This is a genomic window from Micromonospora andamanensis, from assembly GCF_016863495.1.
Lineage (GTDB): Bacteria > Actinomycetota > Actinomycetes > Mycobacteriales > Micromonosporaceae > Micromonospora > Micromonospora andamanensis.
Genome location: NZ_BOOZ01000008.1, coordinates 35606 through 61059, shown reverse-complemented (window position 1 = coordinate 61059; position 25454 = coordinate 35606). Strand labels below are relative to the sequence as shown.

Genomic DNA, 25454 nt, shown 5'->3' with positions numbered 1-25454 from the left:
GGAGATCTGATGAAGCTCGCTCGCGACACCTGGCTGATCTTTCAACGGCAGCTGCACCTGCTGCTGCGCAACCCCGTGTGGGTCTTCGTCGGCGTCTTCCAGCCGGTGATGTACCTGCTGCTCTTCGCCCCGCTGCTCAAGCCCGCGCTGGGCGCGCCCACCCAGGCCGAAGCGTACAAGATCTTCGTGCCCGGTCTGCTGGTCCTGCTGGCCATCTTCGGCGGTCTGTTCCAGGGCTTCGGCCTCATCGCCGAACTACGGGCCGGAGTCATCGAACGCTCCCGGGTCACCCCGGTCAGCCGACTCGCCCTGCTGCTCGGCCGGTCGCTGCGCGACGTGGTGTCGCTGATGACCCAGGCCGTCATCATCACGCTGCTCGCGCTCCTGTTCGACCTGCGCGTGTTCATCGGTGACCTGCTGCTGGCGTACCTGATGCTCGCCCTGATCGCGCTGATGACCTCGGCGGTCTCCTACGGCGTCGCGCTCAAGGTGAAGAGCGAGGACGCCCTGGCTCCGCTGATGAACACGGTGGCGCAGCCGGTGCTGCTGCTCTCCGGCATCCTGCTGCCGCTCGCCTTCGCGCCAGGCTGGTTGCAGGGAGTCGCCAAATGGAACCCGTTCTCCTGGGCGGTCGACGGCACCCGAGCCCTGTTCAACGGCGACATCGGCAACGACCGGGTCTGGCAGGGGCTGACCATCATCGCGATCCTCGCCGCCGCCGGCGTCTACTGGGCCGCCCGCCAGTTCGCCCGCAGCGTCCGCTGACGAGCCGCGCCAACCCGCCCCGGTGCAGGCCGGGGCCGGGTCGGGCCGGGACGGTTAGGCCGGGGCGATTGGCCGGGACCGGGCCGGGACCGGGTTGGGCCGGTCCCGGGTTGCGGCATGTTGGGGTTTCCCGTCGGCAGGATGCCGCGACATGCCGTAACCCGAGTGGATCGACGCCCCCGGCGACAGGCGTCAGTGCACGTGAGCGAGGGTCAGGCCGTCGGCGATCGGCAGCATCACGGCGTCGACCCGTACGTCGGCCAGCACGTCCTCGTTGAACGCCGCGATCGCCCGGTCGTCGGCGCTCTGCGGCGCCACCACCCGGCCGTTACGCAGCACGTTGTCGACCGCGATCACCCCACCGGGCCGCATCCGAGGCACCAACTCGGCCCAGTAGACCGGGTAGCCGGTCTTGTCCGCGTCGATGAAGGCAAAATCCAGGTAGCGCTCGTGCGGCAGTTCGCGCAGCGTGTCGCCAGCCGGCCCGATACGCAGGTCGATCCGGTCGTCGACACCCGCCCGCGCCCAGTACCGCCGGGCGACGCTCGTGTACTCCTCCGAGATGTCGAAGCAGGTCAACCGCCCACCCTCGGTCAACCCCCGGGCGATCGCCAGCGACGACAGCCCGGTGAAGGTGCCCACCTCCACCGCCTGCCGGGCACCGAGCAGCCGGGTCAGGAACGTCAGGAAGGCGGCCTGTTCCGGCGCGACCTGCATCGAGGCATGCTCGGGGAGCAGCGCCAACGTTTCCCGCGCCAGATCACTGACGATCTCGTCCGGCGGCGCGCCGTGCGCCACGAGGTAGCGGTGCAGATCGTCGGTGAGCGGAATCGACTTCAACGTCATGCTTCGGAACCTAACCGAGCGGTTCGACGATCTGGTTACCAGGCGCGACCTTCGTCCACAGATCGGTGATCCGTAGATCCAACTCGGCGAGCAGACTCCGCAACAATGGCAGGGAAAGCCCGACGACAGTGCCCGGGTCCCCCTCGATCCGCTCCACGAACGGCCCGCCCAACCCGTCGATGGTGAACGCACCGGCCACGGCCAGCGGTTCGCCTGTGGCGACATAGGTGGCAATCTCGTGGTCGCTGACGTCGGCGAAGTGCACCACAGTGGAGGCCACCGCCTCGGCACGCCGCCCAGCCACCATGTCGACGAGACAGTGCCCGCTGTGCAGCACCCCGCTACGCCCCCGCATCCGCTCCCACCTCCGGGTAGCGTCAGCCTCGTCGTCGGGCTTGCCGAGAATCTCCCCGTCGAAGGCGAGCACCGAGTCACAACCGAGCACGAGGGTGCGCTCATCGTCGGTCGGGCGCAGCCGACCCAGTACTGCCTGGGCCTTGAGCCGGGCCAGCTCCAGACAGAGATCCTCCGCCCGGTCGGTCACCACGAGCGATTCGTCAACCCCGCTGACCAGGACGTCCGGTTCGATGCCGGCAGACTGTAGAGACTTACGGCGGGCGGGGCTCGCCGAGGCGAGCACGAGGCGGAGCGGCAGGGCATCAGGCACCCCGCCGACGTTACCGCCTGCCCGGGTACGCCACGCCGCACGCCACCCACGCCCCCGCTCTGGGAGAGTAGCGCCGCCGATGCGTCAACGAGTGATCCGAGGGGGAGGGTCATCGGAGCGCCGTCGACGCCTGATGAACAGCACCCAAGTGACGCCCGCCGCCACCAGCACCCCCAACGTGACCAGGCCGCGGACCGTCGCCGCCCGTTCCCCGCCGCCGCGCGGCCCATCAGCCGCCGCCGTGGTCGGGCCAGTCCCATCCGGCCCGGCCGTCGACCCCGGCCCGAAACCCCTCGGCGGTACGTCTGCCGTCAGCGCCGCCACCAGATCGATGACCCCGTAGCCGTACTGGTCATCCCGTCCCGGCGGCCCCTTGTCGATAGCGGTCGCAGTCAACCGATGAACCACCTCATCCGCCGGCAGATACGGAAACTTCGCCCTCACCAGCGCAACTCCTCCGGCGACGATAGCGGTTGAGTTCGAGGTGCCGGTGCTACGGCGATAACCGGAACCGGAGTCGGTGCTATAGATCTCGACTGCGGGGGCTGCCAGGTCTATCTGTTGCCCTGAAATGGAAACACTCGAATGTTTTCCGTCGCGGTCGGTTCCCCCTACGGCGACGACGGTATCAAAGGCGGCAGGGTAGATAACGGCTGAATCGGTGGACGTATTCCCGGCCGCCGCAACGACGACTACGTTGGCTGCGTGGGCAGACTGTAAGGCGCGAATGAGGCGGGTATTATGCCCACCGCCGCCGGATACGCTAATTACATCTGCGCCTTCGCTGATCGCGTATTCGATTGCGAGAGCTAGTCTTTCGGCATCCCCCACGTTGTCGGGGGCTGAGGACCTGATTGGCAAAATCTTTGCTCTCGGCGCAATTCCAAGTGCGCCTTTTCGGCTCCCTCGACCATGCGCGCCGATGATTCCGGCCATGCTCGTCCCGTGTCCGTTTGGATCTCTGCGACCATTGCTTTCGCTACCTGGTAGGAAACTTCTTCCCGTTAGTAGGTTTCGTCGAAGGTCAGGATGAGGGTGGACGCCGGTATCGGGCACCGCGACGACCACGCCTTCTCCCTGGCTGATGCGATGCGCCTCGGCAACTTTAAGGTGACGGAGGTGCCATTGGTCGGCGCGCACCTGCTGTTCGGCGTCGGGCGCTGGCTTGACCGCACTTTGCAGGTCAGTTGGCCATAGGCTAACCGATGTTGCCACAATCAGGATGATGGTGAGGCCCCTGAAAAAGCAGACGATCACTTGGTGAATCCGATAGCTGGGCCTGGGTCCATCGGTCCTTGGTCCTCAGGCGGGAGCAGAACTGGCTCTACGCCTTGGATCGTCCTCCATGGTTGGTCCGGATCCCATTTCTCTGGGTCCTCCGTCTTGAGGGCCCGCGCGTTTCGATAACCGGCTGCGGTACCTGTCCAAAAGTTGCCGGAATGCCCGCCCGGCGCGGTACTGTGAGTCGCTCCTGGTAGACCTCGGTTCGCGGGACGAGATCCGGCTCCGCCTGTCGGTGCTGTGCCGGCGGGCCCGCCGCCGATCACTCCGCCGATCGGGTTTATGTGGCGCACCTGATTGCTCCCGGGAGTTGGTTGAGTCGGTCTTGCGCTCGGAATGCCGCCAATTACGCCGTTCTGAGGTTGGCCCGCTTGAGGAAGGCTGCGAGGATTTGCCGGGCGCTTCGTGTGCGGAGAAACGCTTTGTCCCGGCGAAGGAGCAACTCCGTGGCCGACTCTATGACTCGACGAGCCTAGGATACTTGGCGCGACCTCTGGTGCTGGCATGGCGGTCTGGCTTGATGACGGAGGCGTCGGCGTCCTGGCGTCCGTCGATGCTGGAGCAGGAGTTGCGCCCATGCTGCCAAGCACCGGACCTGCGCCTGGAGAATAATGCATTGGTGTTGCTGGTGGCTGCACGGTGGTTGGTGATGATATCACCGCCGGTGAAATCGGTGGAATGAGCGGGGCTGCCCCCGAGGAATACGGATCCGCGACCTCGGAGGTGCGGTCGCCGTGGCGTACCACTTGTGCAGGTGGGTGGCGGAGTTGGGTTTGGGCTTGTTGGAGTTCGGTGCTGAGGCCGTACATGATGGTGCGGGCTTGGGCGTTCAGTTTTTCCAGGTCGGAGTCGCTCACCGGTGGTTGGATGGCGCGGCTGGCCGCAGCGGCTTTCGGGTCGGCGGCAGTTTGTTCCCAGGAGCGCCTCTGTTGCAGTTTGCTGGCGTACTCGTCGTAGATTTCCTGGATTTTGGCGCGGCTGCTGGTGAGGGCCTGGGTCGCGGCGGACAACGCTGTCTGATTGGTGGCGGCGGCGTCGTGCGTACGCTGCACCTGCTCGATCAGCTCGTCGAGTTTGGCGAGGTAGGCGTGGGAGGCCGCGTTCGTGTCGGGGGGCCAGGCGTGGGCCAGGCGCTCGCGGTGGCGGCGTAGCCGTCCGAGGTGCTGGCCGGACAGCTCGGCGACCTTGCGCCAGCCGGCGACGTGCCGCCAGTGGTTGTCGGCGGGGTGGCTCTGGAGGCAGGCCCACATGTCGGCGACGTTCATCAGGTGCCAGTCGGTCAGGCCGCTGGTGCGACCGACGCCCGGTTCCCTCACCGCATCACCGCCGGGTCGGTGCCGGGGGGGTCGAAGAGCGATGGCGATGCCACGGTCGGCTGCGGCGGCGTGCCGCCGGTCTGCGGGAGTGCCTGTTGGTCGCCCGGTGCGGGCGGGGCGGCGTGCTGACCGAGTGCCCGGTGGACGTCGGCCACGCGGGCCGCGACGAAGGCGTCGGTGTCGGCGTACTGCTCGGCCACGAGTTTGGCGGCCTCGGCGAGGTGGCCGGTGGCGTCGCCGACACCCCAGACCGCATTCGTCGTCGCCTGTTGGGTTTCCCAGTGGGTACGCAGAAAGTGGACCAGCTCGATGAACGCGTCGGCCGGGTTGGGCACCGTGGTGAGCATGTCGTCGGCGATGTACCGCAGATGCGGTGCGTAACTGCTCTCCACCTCGGCGCGGAGCTGCTCGGCGAAGTCTCGTAGCTGACGGATGTCGACCTCGACGCCCCCGGAACCGCGTAGCCAGGACGCTTGTCGATCCTCCTCAGGGATCATCGGCCCTCCCAATCTGTCACGGGCTCGCTCCCCTGAGTGAGGTTAGACGCTCGACGCCCCCTCCGGCAGCCCCGGCGTGGCCGAGGCCGCGTTGCCGCGTACCAGATTGGGTCAGCGAGGTAGGCCGGAGGCGCGCCAGGCGGCGGCACCGGGAGTCGGCACCGGGCCCACCGGGCGGCCGCTGCGCGCCCAGACCGATGCCGGAGCCGGCGCGGGTCGGGCTGCCGGGCGGGACCGCACGGCGATCACGCCCACCAACGCGGCCAGTTCCTCGACGGTCGGCACGCCGCGCACGATCCGGAACAGCGGCTCCTCGACAGACATGGGCCCAGGGTACGCGGCATGAGCTCGATCTTCATCGCAGAGTGGCGTGCCGGCGGTGTGACCGTCTGCGCTGCCGGGTACCGTCTCAGCGATGTCAGAAGCGTCCCCCCAACTCGTCGCCGACCGGTACCGGCTCATCTCGCCGCTCGGTCAGGGTGGCATGGGTCGGGTTTGGCGGGCGCGCGACGAGGTGCTGCACCGCGATGTCGCGATCAAGGAACTGGTTCCGCCGCCGGGCCTGACCAGCGACGAGCGCCGCGAGATGCGCGAGCGCTCGCTGCGCGAGGCACGCGCCATCGCCCGGCTCAACAACATCAACGTGGTACGCATCTTCGACGTCCTCCGCACCGACGGTGACCCGTGGATCGTCATGGAGTACGTGGCGTCCCGCTCGTTGCAGGACACCATCGCCGAGGACGGTCCGGTGTCGCCGGCACGGGCGGTGGAGATCGGCCTGGGCGTGCTGAACGCGTTGAAGGCCGCGCACAAAGCCGGCATCATGCACCGGGACGTCAAGCCCGGCAACGTGTTGCTCGGTACCGACGGTCGGGTGGTGCTCACCGACTTCGGGCTGGCCACGATTCCTGGCGACCCGAACGTCACCCGTACCGGCATGGTGCTCGGTTCGCCCGCGTACATCGCGCCGGAGCGGGCCCGCGACGGCACCTTCGGGCCGGAGGCCGACCTGTGGTCGCTCGGTGCCACCCTGTACGCCGCCGTGGAAGGCAAGTCTCCCTACGCGCGCCCCTCCGCGATCAGCACCCTGGCCGCGCTGGCCACCGAGCCGGTGCCGCCGGCCCGCAACGCCGGTCCGCTCAAGCAGGTGCTCGCCGGGCTGCTGCGCAAGGACCCGCAGGAGCGGATCACCGCCGAGTCCGCGGAGCGCATGCTGCGCCGGGCCAGCGGTCGCCGCGCCCGGGGCATCTCACTGCTCGACGGCGTACGCCGGCCGGGGCCGAACGGGCCGCGCGAGCCGCGCCCTCCGCTGGTGCCGGCGCCGCGCCCGTCCGGCGAGCGGCCGTCGACCCCGGTCACCCCACCCGCGCCCCGCACGCCACCCGCCTCCGGGCTGCTGGCCGGTGGCGCGGCGGCGGCCGGCGCCGCAGCCGCCAGTTCGACAGGTACCCAGCCCGGCTCGGACGTCGACCCGACGGCGAAGGTCGCCGGCCCGGCCGGCGGTGGCGATGCCGATCCGACGGCCAAGGCCGCCGACGCGGGCGGTAGCGCCGATGCCGACCCGACGGCGAAGGTCACCCCGACCAGCCCAGCGGACGCCGCGCCGGAGGACCTGGACAGCGGCCGATCCGGTACCGCCACGTCGAACCCGGCTGGGGACCGGGACACCGCCCTGGCCGCCGCTGCGGGTACCGCCTCGACCGCTGCGGCAGCAGCCGGAGGGCCGGGGGAAGGCGCCGCTGACGGGCCGGCCGGGTACCCGAACGACCACCCCGGATCGGACGCCACGATCGGCGAGCGGACCGACCCGGGCCCGACGGGACCGGGCGTCGACGCGACGGAGACCGGCGTAACGGCTGGCGAGGCTCAACCTGGGGACGCCGCGCCGGCAGGCCCGGCCGCGCCGAACATCGACGCCACGGAGAGCACCGGCACCGCGGACGGGTCCGCCGCAGCGACGGAGACCGGCACGACCGGCGGTGGGGCCGCGCGAGCGGATCGGCCGGCGGTCGAGGGTACGCGGCGTACGCCGCAGCCGACCTCGGTCATGCCGGCGGCTTCGGTGAGCCCGGCCCCGACCCGCGGCAACGTCTTCAAGGCCGGGCAGTTCCGTTCCGAGCGGACCCGGCGTGCGGTGCTCGTCGGTGCCCTGGTGGCGCTGCTGCTGCTCGGCCTGGTGGTGGCGGTGCCGCTGCTCACCAGCGGCGACGAGGACGGCGGCACCCCGCCGGCCACCGGTGGCACCAGCAGCGCACCGCCGCCGGCCAGTTCGGAGCCGGCCGTCCCACCGAGTGACCCGCCGGCCAGCCCGTCGGCGTCACCCAGCCCGTCGGCCTCGCCGAGTCCTTCGCAGACAGCAGGTGGCCTCCCCGAGGGGTGGACGCTGCGGACCGACCCGGTGGGCTTCAAGCTGCCGGTCCCCGACGGCTGGCGACGCAGCGCCAGCGGCACGTCGGTGATCTACCAGGAGCCGGGCGGCGTCGGAGAACTGCTCATCGACCGTACCGACACGCCGAAGCGGGACGCCGCAGCCGACTGGCGCTCGCAGGAGCCGAACCGGAAGAACCTGGTCCGCAACTACGAGTACATCGACATCTCCGCGTTCGACTGCAAGTGGCGGACCTGCGCTGACTGGGACTGGCGGGAAACCCGCGACAACACCCTGATCCGGGTCCGGAACCGGGCCTTCGTCCCCGCCAGCAACCGGGGCTTCGCGCTGCGCTGGGAGGTCGCGGACCGCGACTGGGACGAGCGACTCGACGACTTCGAGATGATCTTCCGCGAGTTCGTGCCGGACCGGCAGGACTGATCGACAGGCATGGCCTCCGGCCGTTCGGGGTATCTGATCTCCGACGACGGAAGGGAGGCCCGAGATGGGTTACCGAGGAAGGGACGCCCGGCCCCGGCTGGCACTGTGGACGGCCGTGGTGCTGGGCAACGTCGTACTGCTCGTCGCCACCGTCGGAGTCGCGGTGCTGGCGACCATGTTGAGCCTCGTGACGCTCGCCGGGGCCGCGTTCGCCGGCTGGCACCTCACCCGCCGGGGCAGCGTGTCCCGTAGCGCGGGGATGAGCGTGCCTGTCGCGATGGCCGCACGGCGGCGGGCCTGACATTCCGGTGACGCCCGGCCCGGCGACACCGGTTCGGGTGCGGCGCGACGGCAGGCTGACGTCCGTCTTCGAGCGAGAAGGACGCCGGCCCGCCGTCGCGGCGTACGTCAGGTGTTGTTGGCCAGTGCGATCAGCCGGCTGCGGTCGCCGTTCCAGTAGTTGCGGTCGACGCCGCCGCTGATGCCCGGGACACTGCCGGAGTCGGTGTACTGCCAGAAGCTCCAGAACGGTGCGCCGGCCGGCAGCGCACCGACGGAGGACGACCAGCGGGCCACCCACAGCGGGTGGTTGTTCCACGGTCCGCTCCACGAGCCGGTGCACTGGTTCCAGAAGCTCGTGGTGGTGTAGATGACCGCGTAGCGGCCGGTGCGGGACCGGTACGTGTTGAGGAAGTCCTGCACCCAGTTGCGCATGCCTGTGGTGCTCAGGCCGTAGCAGTAGCCGCCGCTGTACGGGTTCGCCTCCAGGTCCAGCGCGGCCGGCAGGGTGCGACTGTCCGCCGACCACGCGCCGCCGTTGGAGGCCAGGAAATTCGCCTGGACCGCGCCGGAGGAGATGTTGGGTCGGGCGAAGTGGTACGCGCCGCGGATCACTCCCGCGTAATACGCGTTCACGTAGTTGGTGTTGAAGTTCGGGTCGCGGTAGCTCGTACCCTCGGTGGCCTTGATGAAGGCGAACTGGATGCCGGAGTTACGGACGCTCGTCCAGTTGATGGTGCCCTGGTAGCGCGAGACGTCGATGCCCGGCACGGTGGCAGCGGCGGCCGGGGTCGCGGTGGCGACGAGCCCGGCGGCAGCGGTGGCGAGTACGGCGAGTGCGGCGGCGGTCAGCCGGCGCAGCGATCTGGTTCGACCCATGGCGTCCTCCTGAGACGGCTGTCGATAGACAGACATCTTTGAAGGCGACTGCCCGCCGGGGCAAGGGGGATCAAGGCAACTTTCGATGTAGCGGTTGTGGTGGCGACCCACCTGGTGTTCAACGCAGCGTGGCCGGATCCACCTGCCAGCGGAACGGCTCGGTGAGGGTGAGCGTCTCGCCGGCCTTGGCCACCCGCTCCTCGACGTAGTGCCCGCCGTCGAGGCGGTAGAGCCGCAGCGAATGGGTCTCGCCGTCCTGCTCGACAAGCAGGTACCAGGAGATCCGGGCGATCGCGTAGAGCTGCATCTTGAGCACTCGGTCAGCGGCGGCATTGCCCGGCGACACGATCTCGCAGACGAGCGCCACCTCGGCGGCTTCGACCACGCTGCCCTCGTCGTCGGTATCGGCCACCACGACGTCCGGAATGGCGATCCGGTTCGGCCCGAGTCGAAGATTGACCGCCTCGAAAACGGTGAGGCCGAGCGGAGCAGCCGCCGCGTCGAGGCTGTTGGCCAGCCATCGAGACACCAGTTGATGCCGCTTGCTCGGGGCAGGGCTCACGATCAGGCTCCCGTCGAGCAACTCGATCCGGTCACGAGTTTCGCCCATGGCGAGGTATTCGGCCTCTGTCCAGAGGCCGACGTGGGGTTCCAGGGGGGCCGCGCTCACCGGCGTTCACCTCCCGATCCGATCGCCACCCGGTCAGTCTCACACGATACGACCGGTTGGCCCGGGACCGACACCGGAACGGTCACCCGGCGCGACGCCGGCGGCGGAACGTGAGCGGTAGGCTGCCGCCTCATGGTGTCGATCGAGGGCATGACCGCGTTCTGGGACCGCCTGTTCGGTGCGCAGCCCGACCCGCCCCCGCTGCTCGTGGTGCTCACCGGTCTCGTCGCGCTGCTCGTCGTCGTCACCCGGCTGCCGTGGCGGGTCGCCCGCAACGCGATCACCATCGCCCACGAGGGCGGTCACGCGCTTGTCGCCGTACTCACCGGGCGCAAGCTGCACGGCATCCGGCTGCACTCGGACACCTCCGGCCTGACGCTGTCCGCCGGTCGTCCCACCGGCCCGGGCATGGTGCTGACCCTGCTCGCCGGGTACCTGGCCCCGCCCCTGGTGGGGCTGGGCGGAGCGTGGCTGCTCGCCGGTAACCGGATCACCCTGCTGCTGTGGATCGCGGTGATCCTGCTGCTGGCCATGCTGGTCATGGTCCGCAACCTCTACGGCGCGTTGACGCTCGTGGTGACAGGTGGCGCGGTACTCGCCGTCTCCTGGTACGCCAGCCCGCAGGTCCAGGCCGCCTTCGCCTGGACCGGAGTGTGGTTCCTGCTGCTCGGCGGCGTACGCCCGGTGGTGGAGTTGCAGCGGCTGCGCGCGCGGCGCGGGATGCCGGCCTCCGACGCCGATCAGTTGGCCGGCATCACCCCGCTGCCGGCGTTCTTCTGGGTGGTCCTCTTCGGCCTGGTCAACCTGGCTGTGCTGGTGACCGGCGGCCTGATGCTGGCCGGACCGCTGCTCGCCGAGGCCGGCCTCACCTGATTTCGGCTGCCGGTCGGCAACCAGCCCCACCCCCCGGTGCGTGTGCTCTGTCAGGTACGGGGAGGTGCGGGTGGCGGACGTCGAGGGGTTCGACGAGTTCTACCAGGGCAGCCGGCAACGGTTGCTCGGTTACGTCTACGTGCTGACCGGTGACCTCACCGAGGCTCAGGACGCCGTACAGGAGGCGTTCATCCGGGCCTGGCAGCGGTGGTCCACGGTGGGCGGCTACGACGACCCGGAGGCATGGGTACGGGTGGTGGCCGCCCGGATCGCGGTGAGCCGCTGGCGCAGCCTGCGCAGCCGGGCCCGGGCCTACCTGCGGCACGGCGCTGTCGACAGCGTGCCAGGACCCACCACCGACACCGTCGAGGTGGTCGCCGCCCTGCGCCGGCTCCCCGAGGAACAACGCGTCGCGATTGCGCTGTACTACCTGGTGGGTATGCCCGTCGCCGATGTCGCCCGGGAGACCGACGCGCCCGTCGGCACCGTCAAGGCCCGACTCGCTCGGGGACGTGCCGCGTTGGCCGGACTGCTGGCCGTGTCCGATGTGGAGGAGGCTACCGATGCGGTCTGACGACGACATCAGCCTGGTGGAACGGGTGCAGCAGGATCTGCGGACCGTCCGTTGGCTTGACACCGCCGAGGTGCGCGCCGTGGCGCGGCGACGCAGCCGGTTCCGGGCGGCGGCCGTCGCCGTCGGCGCTGTCGTGCTGTCCATTCCGCTGGTGACAGTCGTCGCACTGCCGTCTCGGCAGACGACGATGCCGGGGGAGGGTGGTGCGATCACGCGGGCGGAGATTCCGTTCGAGGCGCTGTTGCAGCCCGAGGATCTGCCGATGGAGGTCGAGGCCCCGACTGTCAGGGCGGGCCTGGCCGAGCCGATCGTGATCGATCCTGAGTTGGCGAGGTGCCTGGAGGCGAAGGGCACGTCTCCCGACTGGGAAACGTCCCGTTACTCCCGTTCACAGTTCATGCATCGTCCGGCGGACATCCGGGTCGAGGACGGCATGGCGTTGGGACGCGGCATATCGATCGTGCTCACGCAGGACGTCTACCGCATCACTCCGGAGTCGGTCCGGACCCTCTTCGCCGGTATCGATCGGCAGGTGAGCACCTGTCTGGCCTGGGAGAGCATCGAGGTCGGCTCGATCGACGACATGACGGAGTGGGCCGACTTCCACGCGATGCAGAGCTGGGCGGTGGTCGACAGGCAGTTCGCCGGAGACGAGTCGGTACTGATCCGCCACACGGTCGGTGAGACGCGTCGAGGCGACGCCAACGGTGAGGTGCTCGCCGCGCCGATGCCGCCGAACGTCATCGCCGTGGTGCGGGTCGGTGACCTGGTCACGGTCGTCGGGGTCGAGTCCGGCGCGAGCGAGTCGGAGCTGAGACGGCTGGCGACAATCGCCGCCGGGCGAATGTGCGTGGCGGCCAACCCACAGTGCTGACCGGCCCCTGCCGACGGGCTGACGCGCGGGAGGGGCCGGTCAGTGGCGGCTACAGCGGGATGTTGCCGTGCTTCTTCGGCGGGAGGGTCTCCCGCTTGGTCCGCAGCACCCGCAGCGCCCGGACGATCTGGGTACGGGTCTCGTGCGGCGGGATCACCGCGTCGACGTAACCACGCTCTGCGGCCACGTACGGGTTGGCCAGGGTGTCCTCGTACTCGGCGATCCGCTCGGCGCGGACCGCGGCCGGGTCCTCGGCGGCGGCCAGTTCCTGCCGGTAGAGGATGTTCACCGCGCCCTGCGCACCCATCACCGCGATCTGGGCGGTCGGCCAGGCGAAGTTGAGATCGGCCCCCAGGTGCTTGGAACCCATCACGTCGTACGCCCCGCCGTACGCCTTGCGGGTGATGACTGTGACCTTCGGGACGGTGGCCTCGGCGTACGCGTAGATGAGCTTGGCGCCCCGGCGGATGATGCCGTCCCACTCCTGGCCGGTGCCGGGCAGGAACCCGGGCACGTCCACGAAAGTGAGTACCGGGATGTTGAAGGCGTCGCAGGTGCGTACGAAGCGGGCCGCCTTCTCGCTGGCCGCGATGTCCAGGGTGCCGGCGAAGTGCATCGGCTGGTTGGCCACCACCCCTACCGGGCGGCCCTCGACCCGGCCGAAACCGACCACCATGTTCTGCGCGTAGAGCGGCTGGACCTGCAGGAACTCCCCGTCGTCGAGCACGTGCTCCAGCACCCGGTGCATGTCGTACGGCTGGTTGGCCGAGTCGGGGATCAGCGTGTCCAGTTCCCGGTCGGAGTCGCTGATCTCCAGGTCGGCCGGCGCGTCGAAGACCGGCGGCTCGTCCAGGTTGTTCGACGGCAGGTGGGACAGGAGCGCCTTGACGTAGTCGATCGCGTCGGTCTCGTCGGTGGCGAGGTAGTGCGCGTTGCCGCTACGGCTGTTGTGGGTGCGGGCACCGCCCAGTTCCTCCATGCCGACGTCCTCGCCGGTGACGGTCTTGATGACGTCCGGGCCGGTGATGAACATGTGCGAGGTCTGGTCGACCATCACCGTGAAGTCGGTTACCGCGGGGGAGTAGACCGCGCCGCCCGCGCACGGGCCCATGATGAGCGAGATCTGCGGGATGACACCGCTGGCCCGGACGTTGCGGAAGAAGATCTCGCCGTACAGGCCGAGTGAGGCCACGCCCTCCTGGATCCGGGCGCCGCCGGAGTCGTTGATGCCGACGACCGGGCAGCCGATCTTCATGGCCAGGTCCATCACCTTCACGATCTTCTCGCCGAAGACCTCGCCGAGAGAACCGCCGAAGACCGTGAAGTCCTGGGCGAAGACGCAGACCTGCCGGCCGTCGACGGTGCCGTAGCCGGTGACTACACCGTCGCCGTACGGGCGGGTCCGGTCCAGCCCGAAGTTCGTGGACCGGTGCCTGGCGAACTCGTCCAGCTCGACGAACGACCCCTCGTCGAGCAGCATCTCGATGCGCTCGCGGGCCGTCTTCTTGCCGCGCGCGTGCTGCTTCTCCACGGCGCGGGCCGACCCGGCGTGCACCGCCTCGTCGACCCGTCGTGCCAGGTCCGCCAGCTTGCCCGCGGTGCTGTGGATGTTGGTCCCGGTCTCGGTAGTCACCCTGGGAATATAACGATGGTTCAGGTCGCCGCCGCTGTGCACTTCGCCTCACCGGCCTACCCGTACGCTGGTGGGGTGCCGGGTTCTCCGTACACCGATCTGGATCGCCCGCCGCTGTCGGCGGCCCGGCTGCGTCGGGCGCTTGTCGAGCCGTACGGTCCGTGGTCCCGGTTGGAACTGCGGACGGAGACCGGGTCCACGAACGCCGACGTCGCCGAGGCGGCGCGGAGCGGCGAGCCGGAGGGCCTCGTCGTGGTGGCCGAACAGCAGACCGCCGGCCGGGGACGGCGCGGGCGGGTCTGGCAGTCGCCGCCGCGCGCCGGCATCGCCACGAGCGTGCTGCTGCGGCCCGGCGAGGCCGTGCCGGCACGCGGCTGGTCGCCGGCACCACCTGCGGGGTACGGCTGGCTGCCGTTGCTGGCCGGCGTGGCGCTGGTCGAGGCGGTGACCCTGCTGGCCGAGCTGGACGCCACCCTGAAGTGGCCGAACGATCTGCTCATCGGGGGCGCCAAGTGCGCCGGGATCCTCGCCGAGGGGGTGCCCGGACCGGGCCTGAACGACCCGCCCGCGGTGGTCCTCGGCATCGGGCTGAACGTGACGCTGCGCGCCAACGAGCTACCCGAGTTGCCGACCGGGCTGCCGGCCACCTCGCTGCAACTGGCCGGCGCGACGGCCACCGACCGTGATCCGCTGCTGCGGGCCCTGCTCCGCTCGGTCGCCGACTGGTACGCCAGGTGGCGGGACGCCGGCGGGGACGCGACGGCAAGCGGGCTGCGCGAGGCGTACCTGGCGGCGTGCGGCACCATCGGCCGCGAGGTCAGCGCCCTGCTCCCCGACGGCACCACCCTCACCGGCACCGCCACCACCGTCGACCCCCACGGCCAACTCCTCCTCACCACCCCCACCGCCCAGCACCCCCTGGCCGCCGCCGACATCCGCCACCTCCGCTAACCCCCGCCCGCCCCCTCTCGCCCCCGCGATCTTGCACTTTTGGTCGGGTCAAACAGGTGCAGAAGGGCTACTTCGGCGACCGTAAGTGCAAGATCGCGGGGCTGCTGCGCGGCGGGCGCGGGCGGGCGGGGGCGGGGGCGGGTGGGGTATCGAGCCGCGTGGCGGATGTGGGGCGGTGGCGGTGGGGGGTTACGGTCTGCGCGTCCGTTCCTGCGAGGAGGTTTCCGTGGCGTTCCCCGAAGACGTGCTCACCGAGGATGAGCACGTCGTGTTGCACTTGCACCCGCACTGGAAGGCGCTGATCCGGCCGGTGGCGGTGCTGGTGCTCGCCATCGCCGCGGTGGTGGCCGGCGTGCTGTTCCTGCCCTCGGGCGGGAGCGGTTCCGTGACACTTGCGGTGATCGGCGGGTTGGCCCTGCTGGCCGTGATGATCCTCGCGGTGTGGCCGTACGTCTCCTGGCGCACCACCCACTATCTCTTCACCAACGAGCGGGTCCTGCTCCAGCACGGCGTGTTCGCCCGGGAGCGTCGGGACATCCCGTTGAGCCGGGTCAACGACCACTCGATGAGTCAGCAGTTCGTCGGGCGGGTGCTGGGCTACGGCACGCTCACCATCGAATCGGCTGGCGAGCGCGGGCAGTCGGTCCTGCACGACGTGCCCAAGGTCGACCGGGTGCAGACGAAGCTCTACGAACTCGTGGAGGCGTTCCACGACCGGCACTCACTCGGTGACGGTGAACTACGCGAGATCCTCGGCGAGCGCGACAAGAGCGCCGGGGCTTAGGTCCGGCATCGCTGCGGGCGACAGGTCAGCGGCGGCGCAGACGGCGGGGGGCCCGGGCAGGCTGCAACTGGGCCTCCAGCTCGGCCTCCAGCTCGGCGTCCAACGCTGCCGTCAGGTCGCCCTCGTCGGGCAACGGGGCGGCCCTCGGCGGTAGCGGCCGGGGGGTCACGCCGGGCCGGGTGGCGGGTGGTTGCTCCTCCTCGAGCTCCGTCACGGACTCGGCCAACTCGGCCACCGGATCCATCCCGGCCATCGTGTCCCACTCGTCGCGGGGCAGGCCGTGCCAGCGCTGCGTGGCCTCGGCAGGCGCGGCGGGCTGGAAGACGAAGGTCCGGTACGACCAGAAGCGGAAGAGGGTGGCCAGCACGACGCCACCGGTCTTCGCGACGTTCAGGGCGAGCAGCCCGGTCACGCCCAGTCCGTACTTGGCGGCGGCGAGCACGCCGAGTTCGATGAGCAGCCCAGCACCGTTGAAAAGGAAAAACAGGGCGTATTCCCGCTGCATCGCAGATTTCGGACGATCACGGTACGTCCAGTGTCGATTCATCAGATACGACGTGATCGTGGCGACGATGGTGGCGACGACTGTCGCCTTCAGTTGACCATCGACGAAAACCGTGAGTGCGAGTGCGTTGAACACGGCGTAATTGATGACCGTGTTGATGCCACCGACCAGGCCGAATTTGAGTGCCTCGTGGATGAACTTCTGCCAGCGCTCAGGTAGCAGACGGACGAGAGGCATGCGCAACACCTTAAGGCAGTGGGTCGGGGTCGGCTGGCTCCGACCGAACGAGTGGGCGGCAGGTCACGCCCGGCGGTCCTGGTTCGCTTCCGCGACGGGTGGCGTTCCCGCTTCGACGAAGACGAACCGTCGGTACGACCAGAATCGGAACAGCGTGCCGAACCCGGTGCCCACGACGAAGCTGGCCACGTTGTCGGCCAGTCGGGTCTGGAAGACGGCCGGCCAGATGCTGCCGAGCCCGTAGTGGCTGATGGCGAGACAGGCCACCGCGATGCCCAGCCCTACCGCGTTGAAGAAGAAGAACAGTGCGTACTCGCGGGCCGGGTGGGAGCGCTTGCGGTGCCGCCAGGTCCAGAACCGGTTGCCCAGGAAGGCGAAGGTCGCGGCGATGACCGTGGCGATGGTCTTCGCGGTGATCTGCTCGACGCCCTGCGGGCCGATCAGGTAGTTGAACAGGACGAAGTCGACGAGGAAGGCCACCCCACCGACGGTCGCGAACTTGCTCATTTCCCGGATGAGGTGACCGAAGCGGTCGATCAGGGAGTGAACCAGACCCGGGCGGGTCTGCCGGGAGCCTGGCTCCCCGGTCATTGTGGCGGCCACCGTGCGAGCGTACCGGTTGGCCGCCCCGGGAGCGGGTAGCAACGGGCACCGGGGTGCACCGGTGCGGCGGCACGGACGGGCACGAACGGAGCGTAACCGGATCCGTGCGATCGGGTGTTCTTTCCGCTTCGGTACGCCCTGTCGAAAAACGCCGTCGCCGGCTCGGGTCGGGTGTCGTCAGCAGGAGGTCCGCCGAAGGATTTGCGTGAAACTGCGCATGAAAGCGGGTAAAGGCTCGTGATGCCGCAGGGTGACCGCACCTTGTGCAGTTCTTCACAACCAGTCCCACTGACTGGAGAGGTCCCTCGGTTTACGCTGAGGCCAATCCCAGGTTTCCACGAAGGCGACGCGCATCGCGCCGCCGAGACTCGTGCACTCCATAGACCGGTCAGCGTCGACCACAAGGAGATGTGTCATGGTTGCTCCGGCCACCGTTCGGGGTATCGATCAGGCCCCTACGTCCCACCCGAAACTGCTCGCCTGGGTCCGTGAGGTCGCTGAACTGACCACCCCTGACCAGGTCGTCTGGGTGGACGGGTCCGACCAGGAATGGCGTCGCCTCACCGACGAGCTGGTCGAAGCCGGGACACTCGTCCGGCTGAACCCCGAGAAGAAGCCCAACTCCTTCTACGCGCGTACCGACCCGACAGACGTCGCCCGGGTCGAGGAGCGCACCTTCATCTGTTCCGTGGACGAAGCGGACGCCGGGCCCACGAACAACTGGATGGCGCCGGCCGAGATGAAGCGGACCATGACGGATCTGTACCGCGGCTCGATGCGCGGGCGCACGATGTACGTCATCCCGTTCTGCATGGGCCCGCTCGAGGCCGAGAGCCCGATGTTCGGCGTCGAGATCACCGACAGCCCGTACGTGGTCGCCTCGATGCGGATCATGACCCGGATGGGCGCCTCGGTCCTGCAGGCGATGGGCGACGACGCCGACTTCGTGCACGCCCTGCACTCGATCGGCGCCCCGCTGGCCCCCGGTCAGCAGGACGTGGCCTGGCCGTGCAACGAAACCAAGTACATCTCCCACTTCCCGGAGACCCGGGAGATCTGGTCCTTCGGCTCCGGGTACGGCGGCAACTCGCTGCTCGGCAAGAAGTGCTACTCGCTGCGTATCGCCAGCGTGATGGGGCGCGACGAGGGCTGGCTCGCCGAGCACATGCTGATCCTGAAGATCACCTCGCCAGAGGGGCAGGTCTACCACATCGCCGGGGCCTTCCCGTCGGCCTGCGGCAAGACCAATCTGGCCATGCTGGAGCCGACCATCCCGGGTTGGAAGGTCGAGACGATCGGTGACGACATCGCCTGGATGCGGTTCGGCCCGGACGGACGGCTCTACGCGATCAACCCGGAGTACGGCCTGTTCGGCGTCGCCCCGGGCACCGACTGGAAGACCAACGCCAACGCCATGCGGACGTTGGATCGGGGCAACTCCATCTTCACGAACGTCGCCCTCACCGACGACGGCGACATCTGGTGGGAGGGCATGGGTGAACCGCCGGCCCACCTGATCGACTGGAAGGGCAACGACTGGACGCCGGAGAGCGACAACCTCTCCTCGCACGCGAACAGCCGGTTCTGCACCCCGATCACCCAGTGCCCGATCCTGGCGGAGGACTACTACAACCCCGACGGCGTGCCGATCGACGCGATCCTGTTCGGTGGCCGGCGTCGCGACACCGTACCGCTGGTGACCGAGGCCCGGGACTGGGTGCACGGCGTCTACATGGGTGCCACGCTCTCCTCGGAGACCACCGCCGCCGCCTCCGGTGCGGTGGGTGTGGTCCGCCGCGACCCGATGGCGATGCTGCCCTTCATCGGTTACCACGGTGGCGACTACTTCAGGCACTGGATCGAGATGGGCAAGGGCGCCGACGGCGACGAGTCGAAGCTGCCCAAGGTCTACTACGTCAACTGGTTCCGTAAGGACCCGGAGGGCGGTTTTCTCTGGCCGGGCTTCGGGGAGAACTCCCGGGTGCTCAAGTGGATCATCGAGCGGATCGAGGGCCGGGCCGATGCCGTCGAGACCCCGATCGGCATGGTGCCGACCCTGGACTCGCTTGACGTCGAGGGTCTGGACATGACGCCGGAGGACGTCCGCATCGCGCTGAAGGTGGACCCGGACGAGTGGCGCAACGAGTTGCCGCTGGTCACCGAGTGGTTCGAGAAGTTCGGCGACAAGCTGCCAGGTGTCCTCTGGGCCGAGCTGGACGCCCTGCGGGCCCGACTCGACGCGGAGCAGCCGCAGCGAGGGGTGTGATCGACGACGGATCCGGGCATCATCGGATCCCATGAGGACGGCCGCCGAGACCGAGGTCCGGCGGCCGTTCGCCGTCCGGACGCTTACCGCGCTGTTGGCGGTGACGGCCGCGGCCACCGTCGTGGTCGAGGTGCTCAACTGGTGGTACGCGCCGGAGCAGGGGTTCGGGCTCGCTGTGCGTACCGGGTGGGCGATGCTGCGCTCGTTCGGCTTCCTGCTGCTCATCGGGCATGTCCGTCGCGGCCGGACAGTGGCCCGTCCGTTCGGTCTGATCCTCGCCGTCACCACGGTCTTCGCTGTCGGTCGGCTGATCGTGCCCCGCCAGGGCGTACCACCGTTGCCCGGCCTGCTCGGCTTCGCCCTGCTCACCGCGCTCTGCGCGACAGTGGTCTGGCTGTTGTACAGGTCGTCCGCGCTCGCCGGGCACCTGGTGCGGCACCGCTCCCGGCTGGTCATCGACCGTTCCGGCATCTCCTGGCGGGAAACGCCGCCGCGCCGGCCGGAGGCGAGCGCCTGGCTGTTGACCAGCCGGGTCGCGGCGTTCACCTACAGCCCGCTGATGCTGGTGCCGGCGCTTGTCGCCACCGCCGCGATCCTGGACGGACAGTTGCTCGCCGTACCCGCCGTGCTGCTCTGGCTGGGTGCCGGCATCGCGACAAGCTACCTGGTGCTGCTCTGCACGGCGTTCCTCCTGCGCGGTAGCCGCTGGGCGGGCACCCTGCTCATCGTCGTCACTGTCGCCGTACTCGCCGTGGACCTGCCGTTGTGCTGGTGGCTGCTCGGCGTCGACGGCCTGATACGCGACGGTGCGCCGCTTGTCGTCGCCGCCGTCCTCACCGTCTACGGTGTCCGCCGCGCCGCCCAAACCACCCCCACCCCACCCTGACCCCCATCCTGCGCCCATCCTGCGCCCCAAGATCCGGACAACTTCGGGGAAGTTGCTGCCTCAGCCGAGCTGGAGGCAGCAACAACAGGGAAGTTGTCCGGATCTTGGCCTGGGCTGGTCGACGATTGAGGGCCGGACCCCTTGCTCTGCTTCAACGGGCGCGCTGGATCCGGGACGATCGCAGTGCGTGGGGTGAAGCAGAGCAAGGCGGCAGAGCAGAGAGTGCCGCGCAGTCGAGGCGGAGCAGGGGGACGGCGGGGACGGCGAGGACGGCCGGCGGCGGGGACGGCGGAGCAGAGGGGAGAGGCTGTGCGCGACGAGTTCGACGTGGTGGTGGTCGGGGCGGGGCCGGCGGGGGTGGCCGCCGCTCTGGCGGCCCGCCGGGCGGGTGCCGAGGTGTTGCTGTTGGACCGCGCCGAGTTTCCCCGGGACAAGGCCTGCGGTGACGGTATCGCCGCGCACGCGTTGGACGTACTCGCCGAACTTGGTGTGCGCGACGCGGTTGCCGGCTTCTCGCCGGTGCCGGCGTTGCGGCTGGTGGCACCGGACGGTGGTGCGGTGGCGCGGGCGTTGCCCAGACCGGCGTACACGGTGCCACGGCAGGTGTTCGACGCGCGCCTGGTGGCGGCGGCGGTCGGGGACGGTGTGCCGTTGGGCCGGCGGGCGGTGCGTCGGGTGGAGGTGCGCGCCGACCGGGTCGTGCTGGACGGGGAGATCTCCGCCGGGGTGGTGGTGGGTGCCGACGGCGCCGGATCCGTCGTGCGCCGAGCGTTGGGCGAGCCGAACAACCCGGACCGCCATCTGGCGCTGGCCATCCGGGGGTACGCGCCCGCGCCGCCCGGACCGCCGGCCCAGCTCATTGTCACCTCGGCCACCCGCTGGCCGGCGTACGCCTGGTCGTTCCCGATCGGTGACGGTCGGGCGAACGTCGGGTACGGGGAGGTGCTGCGGGGCGAGTCGCTGACCCGCGCGCACCTGCTCGACCGGCTGGCGGCGCTGCTGCCGGGCACGGATCCGGCGGCGGTCAGCTCGCTGCGCGCCCATCACCTGCCGCTGTCCACCTTCCGGCCGACGCCGGGACGGGGCCGGGTGGTGCTCGCCGGCGACGCACTTTCGCTGATCAACCCGCTGACCGGTGAGGGAATCTTCTACGCGTTGCGATCCGGGGCGCTGGCCGGGCGGGCCGCGGTAGGTGCTCCGGAGCACGCCGCGCGGCGGTACGCGGGCGAGCTGCGTCGCCGGCTCGGCACCCACCTGCGGCACAGCTCGGCGGCGGCCTGGCTGGCCCGGCGGCGGCGGGTGGTGGACGCGACGGTACGGGCGGCCGATCGGGACGGACGGGTCTTCGCCAGGGTGACCGAGCTGGGACTGGGCGATGGTCTGCTGGACGGCCGGACGCTCGGCCTGATCGCCCTCGGCCTGTCGGCGCCGCATCGGCCACCGGCACACTGATCGGTACGGCGGCTCGCTACCCTGCTAGGTGATGACTCTGCGGAAACTTCTCTACTCCGTCTACGAGCGGCGGCTGACGGCCAAGCTCGCGGGCCGTCCGGTGCCCCGCCACGTGGGTGTGATGTGTGACGGCAACCGTAGATGGGCCCGGGAGATGGGCTTCGTCGATCCGAACGACGGGCACCGGATGGGTGCCGAGCGGATCAAGGAACTGCTGCGCTGGTGTGACGCCGCGGGTGTGGGTCACGTGACTCTGTGGCTGCTCTCCACCGACAACCTTTCCCGCCCGGCGGCGGAGCTGGACCCGCTGCTCCAGATCATCGAGGATCTCACCACCGAGCTGGCCGCGGATGCCAATCCCTGGCGGCTGCGGATGGTGGGCGCGCTCGACGTGCTGCCGACCCGTCTCGCCACGGCGCTCAAGGCCGCCGAGGAGCGGACCAGGGAACGCACCGGCAGCGCTCAGGTCAACATCGCTGTCGGGTACGGCGGCCGGCGGGAGATCGCCGACGCGGTGCGCTCGTTGCTGCTGGAGCGCGCGGCGAACGGCGGCACGCTTGAGGAACTGGCCGGGTCGCTCGACGTCGACGACATCTCCGAGCACCTCTACACCCGTGGCCTGCCGGATCCGGATCTGATCATCCGGACCAGCGGGGAGCAGCGCCTCTCCGGCTTCATGCTCTGGCAGTCGGCGCACTCGGAGTTCTACTTCTGCGAGTTGAACTGGCCCGATTTCCGGCGCGTCGACTTTCTCCGCGCGTTGCGCTCATACGCCACCCGCCAGCGCCGCTACGGGGTCTGAGAGCGGCGCCGGACGGGGGCCGGTTGCTCAGCTGAGGTGGTGGGTGGCCTCGGTGAGGAAGTCACCCAGGTCGGCCGGGGAGTCGATGGTGAGGTCGGCGGCCTCGGCGACCTCGTCGCCGGTCTCCGGGTTGGCGACGGCGACGCAGACACCGAGGAAGTCCGGGTCGGCGGCAGCGCGGGCCCGCAGTGCGGCGAAGGCCTTGATGTCGGAGACGTCGTCGCCGAAGTACCAGGCCGCGCGTACCCCCTGCACCAACTCGTCGATCACCATGCCCTTGTCCCGGTCGACCGGTGGCTTGATCTCCAGGACCATTCGTCCGACCTGTACCCGTAGGCCGAGACGCTCGGCCTGATCGCGGCCCCACTGCTCGACGGTGTCGGCAAGTCGCGGCGCGGTACGCCAGTGCAGGGCGACCGACAGCCGCTTGAATTCCACAAGGGTGCCGGGTGGCAGTTCGGTGCGGGCCAGTTCGGCGAGTTCGGACATTGTGGGCACCCACGGCAGGGCGGCCGGCTCGGTGACCGTGTCACCGCCGGAATGGCTGTGCTCCAGGCCGTAGAGGCCGTACAGGTCGACACCGGTGAGCCCGTCGAAGTGTTCGCGCAGGAACTCCACAGGTCGGGCCGAGACGATAGCGATGCGCCGCACGACCGGGGCGAGTGCCTCGATGGCGGCCAGCACCTTCGGCGCGGGCTGTACCTGTGTCGGATCGTCGGCGACCGGCGCGAGGGTGCCGTCGAAGTCGAAGAAGAGGACGGTCTCGGCCGCCCGGTCGGCGGTCGCCCGCCAGGCATGGTCGGCGTTCAGCGGGATCTTCGGCTGCTGGTTGCCCAGATTCAACGGCGGCACGCGCGACAGCGTACCCCGGGTTCGGCCGGTCAATCCTGACGTGAATCCGGTGTGGGCGACAGGTGTGATTCAGCGTTCGGCGGCTCCACGTCCCCGGCGTCCGAACGGCACCACCGCCGCTTCCTGGCCGTGGCTCAGCAGGTAGCCCTCCACGAAGCCGGAGTTCCGGTCGCCGGTGTGTGCCTCGATTTCCCGCAGCCGCTCCACCAGGAACTCGGTGAGCGCGGTGAGCCGATCGTTGAGCCGGTCGTGCAGTTCGGCGACGACGGCCAGGACGATCGCGGTGCCCGCGGTGGCGAGCGCGAAGAGGTTGACGAGCAGCGGAAGCTGCCCGCCGTTCAGGGTCAGGGTCACCGCGTTGCCGGTGACGCACAGCGTCACCGAGACCGTCGCGACCACGACAGCCAACCATTTCAGGGTCATGGAAAGACCCCTTTCTGTCCCGCAGGGCTGGGTTCGGCCTTGTCCCGTCCCCCGCCGACGACGAGCCCAAGCAGTACGAATACGGACGCTAGCGCGCCCGATCCCGCCCCGTAGCGAAACGAATCAGGCTGACCTGCCGTTCTTTCGCCATCTGAGGAACTAGCTGGCGGCGTCTCCTCGTTTTCGGACACCGAGCGGCAGCGTCGGGCGATATGCGAGATAACGAATGGTTTCCCGGATGTGGAACTTCTCCGCGTCCGAGACGTCGGGGTCGACCAGCCGGCGGAGCAGCGCCTCGACGTCGGGGTCCATCGGCGGTGGTGACGGCGAGGTTCGGCGGGAGGTCGTCCGGTCCCAGCCCAGCGCCGCGAAGGCCACGGTCGGGTCGAGCCCGAGGCCCTCGCAGAAGGCCACCACCCGTTCCGCTTCCGGGTCGCTGGCCCAGTCGCCGCGTACCCACCGGTTGATGGTCTGTCGGGAGACGCCGGTGCGCCGGGAGACCTCGGTGCCGCTCCACGCCCGGGTCGCGCGGGCCTCGTCGAGGGCGCGCCGGACGAAGGTGGCGAAGGCGATCTTCCGCGCGTTGGCCGTCTCGGTCACCTCGTGACCGTACGACCGTTGAGCCTGGGTGACAGCGCCTGCCACGCGTCTGTCACGCTTGCGTGACGTCGTTGCTATGTGGCCGGAGGGGGGTCCGGCGCTCTTCCTGAGGGGTGCCACCTGGGCAGGATAGATGTACGTAGGTGCGGAGGCAAACGAACGAAAAGCTGATACTGTCACGTTCATGGGACAACCTACGGTGTGTCACGTGCATGAGACGACCAGTGCTCACCTGCGTCACGCGCCCGGTGCGAGGGGGACGCGGTGACCGAACTCGCAACCCGTGCTCAGGCGTTCAGCCTGGTGGCCGAGGGGGTCGCCGCCGGGCTGAGCGCGCCGTGGCGCCTGTACCTCGCCCGCGGCTGCCGCTACCTGTCGCTGAGTGTCGGTGACCGAGCCGAGTGGAACGCCTGGCGGACCCACCTCGGCTGCCCGGAACTGAGCGTCCGGGTCTACGACGCCGGTGGCGAGATCCGCCGTTCGTCAATGGCTGAGGTGGTCATGGACGGCTGCCGGATCAGCGTCGAGCTGGTCGAGGAGATCGGCACCGACGACCTCGACCGGCTGCTGGTGGCCGACCCCACCACCGTCGAACCGGAGGAACGATGACGTCCGCGCGGGGAACCGGAGCCGCCGGATGAGTCCGTTCCTGGCGATCTTCCTGGTGCTCGTGCTCGCGGCGACGAGCTACGCCGCGGGGCGGCTGCACGGGCAGCTCAGTTACCGGATCGGTTACCGCTTCGGCTACCGGCAGGGCTACTTCGACGGGGACCGTGGCGCGTGGAACCGGCGTCGCCGGGACGCGCAGGCGGCCATCGCCTCCGCTCTCGCCGTCGCGGCACCCTCGTCGCCCCCGGCCCGGGTCACCGCCACCGTGAACCCGCTCCCGACACGCGGCGCGAGCCCGGCGCCGTCAGCCCTACGGTCCGACGGGCCGCAGGGCGAGATCGAGAAGGCCGGGGCAGCCCGGCCGGGCACCACGTACACCGGTTCGTCCTTCGCGGAGCCGGCCGCCTCGGTCACCGGGCGGCACCCGACCGGCACCCTCGTACGACGGACCGGCTGAACCGGTCGACGGGCCCAGGCCCGTCCACAGGCGCGGCGCGTACGCCCTTCCGGGTGGCGCCGCC

General features: G+C 69.7%; 30 protein-coding genes. 17 read left to right on the top strand and 13 right to left on the bottom strand.

Features of this window, described 5'->3' with window-relative positions:
- The first annotated feature begins 9 nt into the window (after nt 1–9).
- Entirely contained in the window at nt 10–765 is a 756-nt protein-coding gene (locus Van01_RS10105; RefSeq protein ID WP_204004740.1) for an ABC transporter permease, read from the top strand.
- A 192-nt stretch (nt 766–957) separates the two neighbouring features.
- Here Van01_RS10105 and Van01_RS10100 read toward each other — a convergent pair whose 3' ends face one another.
- The 3 genes from Van01_RS10100 to Van01_RS10090 all read right to left on the bottom strand — a co-directional run bounded on the left by Van01_RS10100 (nt 958) and on the right by Van01_RS10090 (nt 3364).
- Nucleotides 958–1611 carry an O-methyltransferase gene (locus Van01_RS10100; RefSeq protein ID WP_204004736.1) on the bottom strand — a complete coding sequence of 218 codons (654 nt, stop codon included), beginning with the start codon at nt 1609–1611 and terminating at the stop codon, nt 958–960.
- Nucleotides 1612–1621: 10 nt separating this feature from the next.
- Nucleotides 1622–2278 carry a Maf family protein gene (locus Van01_RS10095; protein ID WP_204004733.1) on the bottom strand — a complete coding sequence of 219 codons (657 nt, stop codon included), beginning with the start codon at nt 2276–2278 and terminating at the stop codon, nt 1622–1624.
- A gap of 84 nt (nt 2279–2362) precedes the next feature.
- Complete coding sequence (locus Van01_RS10090) at nt 2363–3364, bottom strand: S8 family serine peptidase (protein ID WP_239098977.1); 1002 nt, start codon at nt 3362–3364, stop codon at nt 2363–2365.
- Between Van01_RS10090 and Van01_RS32940 the strand changes: the two genes are divergently transcribed.
- The 3 genes from Van01_RS32940 (at nt 3314) to Van01_RS10085 (ending at nt 4710) form a co-directional block, all read left to right on the top strand.
- On the top strand, nt 3314–3475 hold the full coding sequence (locus Van01_RS32940; protein ID WP_239098980.1) for a hypothetical protein: 162 nt from the start codon (nt 3314–3316) through the stop codon (nt 3473–3475). The two genes, Van01_RS10090 and Van01_RS32940, sit on opposite strands and share 51 nt — an antisense overlap.
- 637 nt (nt 3476–4112) lie before the next feature.
- Nucleotides 4113–4241, top strand: a complete 129-nt coding sequence (locus Van01_RS33470) for a hypothetical protein (protein WP_275410291.1) — start codon at nt 4113–4115, stop codon at nt 4239–4241.
- Between the two features lie 247 nt (nt 4242–4488).
- Nucleotides 4489–4710, top strand: a complete 222-nt coding sequence (locus tag Van01_RS10085) for a hypothetical protein (protein WP_204004717.1) — start codon at nt 4489–4491, stop codon at nt 4708–4710.
- A 161-nt stretch (nt 4711–4871) separates the two neighbouring features.
- Here the strand turns inward: Van01_RS10085 and Van01_RS10080 are convergent, their stop codons facing one another.
- Both Van01_RS10080 and Van01_RS10075 read right to left on the bottom strand, forming a co-directional pair.
- The gene (locus Van01_RS10080; protein ID WP_204004715.1) at nt 4872–5372 is read right to left on the bottom strand and encodes a hypothetical protein; all 501 of its coding nucleotides are present in this window, start codon (nt 5370–5372) and stop codon (nt 4872–4874) included.
- Between the two features lie 111 nt (nt 5373–5483).
- Complete coding sequence (locus Van01_RS10075; protein WP_204004712.1) at nt 5484–5696, bottom strand: acyl-CoA carboxylase subunit epsilon; 213 nt, start codon at nt 5694–5696, stop codon at nt 5484–5486.
- Between the two features lie 91 nt (nt 5697–5787).
- On the opposite strand from Van01_RS10075, the gene Van01_RS10070 reads away from it, so the two are divergent.
- The gene (locus Van01_RS10070) at nt 5788–8181 is read left to right on the top strand and encodes a serine/threonine-protein kinase (protein WP_204004709.1); all 2394 of its coding nucleotides are present in this window, start codon (nt 5788–5790) and stop codon (nt 8179–8181) included.
- Nucleotides 8182–8245: 64 nt separating this feature from the next.
- Nucleotides 8246–8482 (top strand): hypothetical protein, encoded by a 237-nt coding sequence (locus Van01_RS10065; RefSeq protein WP_204004706.1) that lies wholly within the window; start codon nt 8246–8248, stop codon nt 8480–8482.
- Between the two features lie 107 nt (nt 8483–8589).
- Here Van01_RS10065 and Van01_RS10060 read toward each other — a convergent pair whose 3' ends face one another.
- Both Van01_RS10060 and Van01_RS10055 read right to left on the bottom strand, forming a co-directional pair.
- Nucleotides 8590–9339, bottom strand: coding sequence for a GH25 family lysozyme (locus Van01_RS10060; protein ID WP_204004703.1), 750 nt, complete (start codon nt 9337–9339; stop codon nt 8590–8592).
- 118 nt (nt 9340–9457) lie between these two features.
- A complete protein-coding gene (locus Van01_RS10055; protein WP_239098971.1) occupies nt 9458–10009 on the bottom strand; it encodes a Uma2 family endonuclease in 552 nt (183 codons plus the stop codon).
- A 132-nt stretch (nt 10010–10141) separates the two neighbouring features.
- Between Van01_RS10055 and Van01_RS10050 the strand changes: the two genes are divergently transcribed.
- The 3 genes from Van01_RS10050 (at nt 10142) to Van01_RS10040 (ending at nt 12330) form a co-directional block, all read left to right on the top strand.
- Nucleotides 10142–10882 carry a M50 family metallopeptidase gene (locus tag Van01_RS10050; protein ID WP_204004700.1) on the top strand — a complete coding sequence of 247 codons (741 nt, stop codon included), beginning with the start codon at nt 10142–10144 and terminating at the stop codon, nt 10880–10882.
- Between the two features lie 70 nt (nt 10883–10952).
- Nucleotides 10953–11456 carry a SigE family RNA polymerase sigma factor gene (locus Van01_RS10045; RefSeq protein ID WP_204004697.1) on the top strand — a complete coding sequence of 168 codons (504 nt, stop codon included), beginning with the start codon at nt 10953–10955 and terminating at the stop codon, nt 11454–11456.
- Nucleotides 11446–12330, top strand: coding sequence for a hypothetical protein (locus tag Van01_RS10040; protein ID WP_204004695.1), 885 nt, complete (start codon nt 11446–11448; stop codon nt 12328–12330). Before Van01_RS10045 ends, Van01_RS10040 begins: the two co-directional genes overlap by 11 nt.
- 49 nt (nt 12331–12379) lie before the next feature.
- Here the strand turns inward: Van01_RS10040 and Van01_RS10035 are convergent, their stop codons facing one another.
- Entirely contained in the window at nt 12380–13963 is a 1584-nt protein-coding gene (locus tag Van01_RS10035; RefSeq protein ID WP_204004690.1) for an acyl-CoA carboxylase subunit beta, read from the bottom strand.
- A 75-nt stretch (nt 13964–14038) separates the two neighbouring features.
- Here Van01_RS10035 and Van01_RS10030 point away from each other — a divergent pair, with 75 nt between their 5' ends.
- Both Van01_RS10030 and Van01_RS10025 read left to right on the top strand, forming a co-directional pair.
- Nucleotides 14039–14914, top strand: a complete 876-nt coding sequence (locus Van01_RS10030; RefSeq protein ID WP_204005053.1) for a biotin--[acetyl-CoA-carboxylase] ligase — start codon at nt 14039–14041, stop codon at nt 14912–14914.
- A 226-nt stretch (nt 14915–15140) separates the two neighbouring features.
- A complete protein-coding gene (locus Van01_RS10025; RefSeq protein WP_204004687.1) occupies nt 15141–15698 on the top strand; it encodes a PH domain-containing protein in 558 nt (185 codons plus the stop codon).
- A 25-nt stretch (nt 15699–15723) separates the two neighbouring features.
- Here Van01_RS10025 and Van01_RS10020 read toward each other — a convergent pair whose 3' ends face one another.
- Nucleotides 15724–16440: a GtrA family protein gene (locus tag Van01_RS10020; protein ID WP_204004684.1), complete on the bottom strand. Its 717-nt coding sequence runs from the start codon at nt 16438–16440 to the stop codon at nt 15724–15726.
- A gap of 63 nt (nt 16441–16503) precedes the next feature.
- On the bottom strand, nt 16504–17031 hold the full coding sequence (locus tag Van01_RS10015; protein ID WP_204004682.1) for a GtrA family protein: 528 nt from the start codon (nt 17029–17031) through the stop codon (nt 16504–16506).
- A 427-nt stretch (nt 17032–17458) separates the two neighbouring features.
- Here Van01_RS10015 and Van01_RS10010 point away from each other — a divergent pair, with 427 nt between their 5' ends.
- The 4 genes from Van01_RS10010 (at nt 17459) to Van01_RS09995 (ending at nt 22449) form a co-directional block, all read left to right on the top strand.
- The gene (locus Van01_RS10010; protein ID WP_204004679.1) at nt 17459–19309 is read left to right on the top strand and encodes a phosphoenolpyruvate carboxykinase (GTP); all 1851 of its coding nucleotides are present in this window, start codon (nt 17459–17461) and stop codon (nt 19307–19309) included.
- A gap of 31 nt (nt 19310–19340) precedes the next feature.
- Nucleotides 19341–20195 carry a hypothetical protein gene (locus tag Van01_RS10005; RefSeq protein WP_204004676.1) on the top strand — a complete coding sequence of 285 codons (855 nt, stop codon included), beginning with the start codon at nt 19341–19343 and terminating at the stop codon, nt 20193–20195.
- Between the two features lie 309 nt (nt 20196–20504).
- Nucleotides 20505–21647 carry an NAD(P)/FAD-dependent oxidoreductase gene (locus Van01_RS10000; protein ID WP_204004674.1) on the top strand — a complete coding sequence of 381 codons (1143 nt, stop codon included), beginning with the start codon at nt 20505–20507 and terminating at the stop codon, nt 21645–21647.
- A 31-nt stretch (nt 21648–21678) separates the two neighbouring features.
- Nucleotides 21679–22449, top strand: a complete 771-nt coding sequence (locus tag Van01_RS09995; protein ID WP_099847558.1) for an isoprenyl transferase — start codon at nt 21679–21681, stop codon at nt 22447–22449.
- A gap of 27 nt (nt 22450–22476) precedes the next feature.
- Here Van01_RS09995 and otsB read toward each other — a convergent pair whose 3' ends face one another.
- The 3 genes from otsB to Van01_RS09980 form a co-directional block, all read right to left on the bottom strand.
- Nucleotides 22477–23301 (bottom strand): trehalose-phosphatase, encoded by an 825-nt coding sequence (gene otsB / locus Van01_RS09990; RefSeq protein WP_204004673.1) that lies wholly within the window; start codon nt 23299–23301, stop codon nt 22477–22479.
- Between the two features lie 69 nt (nt 23302–23370).
- A complete protein-coding gene (locus tag Van01_RS09985; RefSeq protein WP_099847556.1) occupies nt 23371–23724 on the bottom strand; it encodes a hypothetical protein in 354 nt (117 codons plus the stop codon).
- 159 nt (nt 23725–23883) lie between these two features.
- Nucleotides 23884–24324 (bottom strand): helix-turn-helix domain-containing protein, encoded by a 441-nt coding sequence (locus Van01_RS09980; protein WP_204004661.1) that lies wholly within the window; start codon nt 24322–24324, stop codon nt 23884–23886.
- Nucleotides 24325–24588: 264 nt separating this feature from the next.
- On the opposite strand from Van01_RS09980, the gene Van01_RS09975 reads away from it, so the two are divergent.
- Both Van01_RS09975 and Van01_RS09970 read left to right on the top strand, forming a co-directional pair.
- Nucleotides 24589–24933, top strand: coding sequence for a hypothetical protein (locus Van01_RS09975; RefSeq protein ID WP_093406661.1), 345 nt, complete (start codon nt 24589–24591; stop codon nt 24931–24933).
- A gap of 28 nt (nt 24934–24961) precedes the next feature.
- Nucleotides 24962–25390: a hypothetical protein gene (locus Van01_RS09970; protein ID WP_204004658.1), complete on the top strand. Its 429-nt coding sequence runs from the start codon at nt 24962–24964 to the stop codon at nt 25388–25390.
- Nucleotides 25391–25454 lie beyond the last annotated feature (64 nt).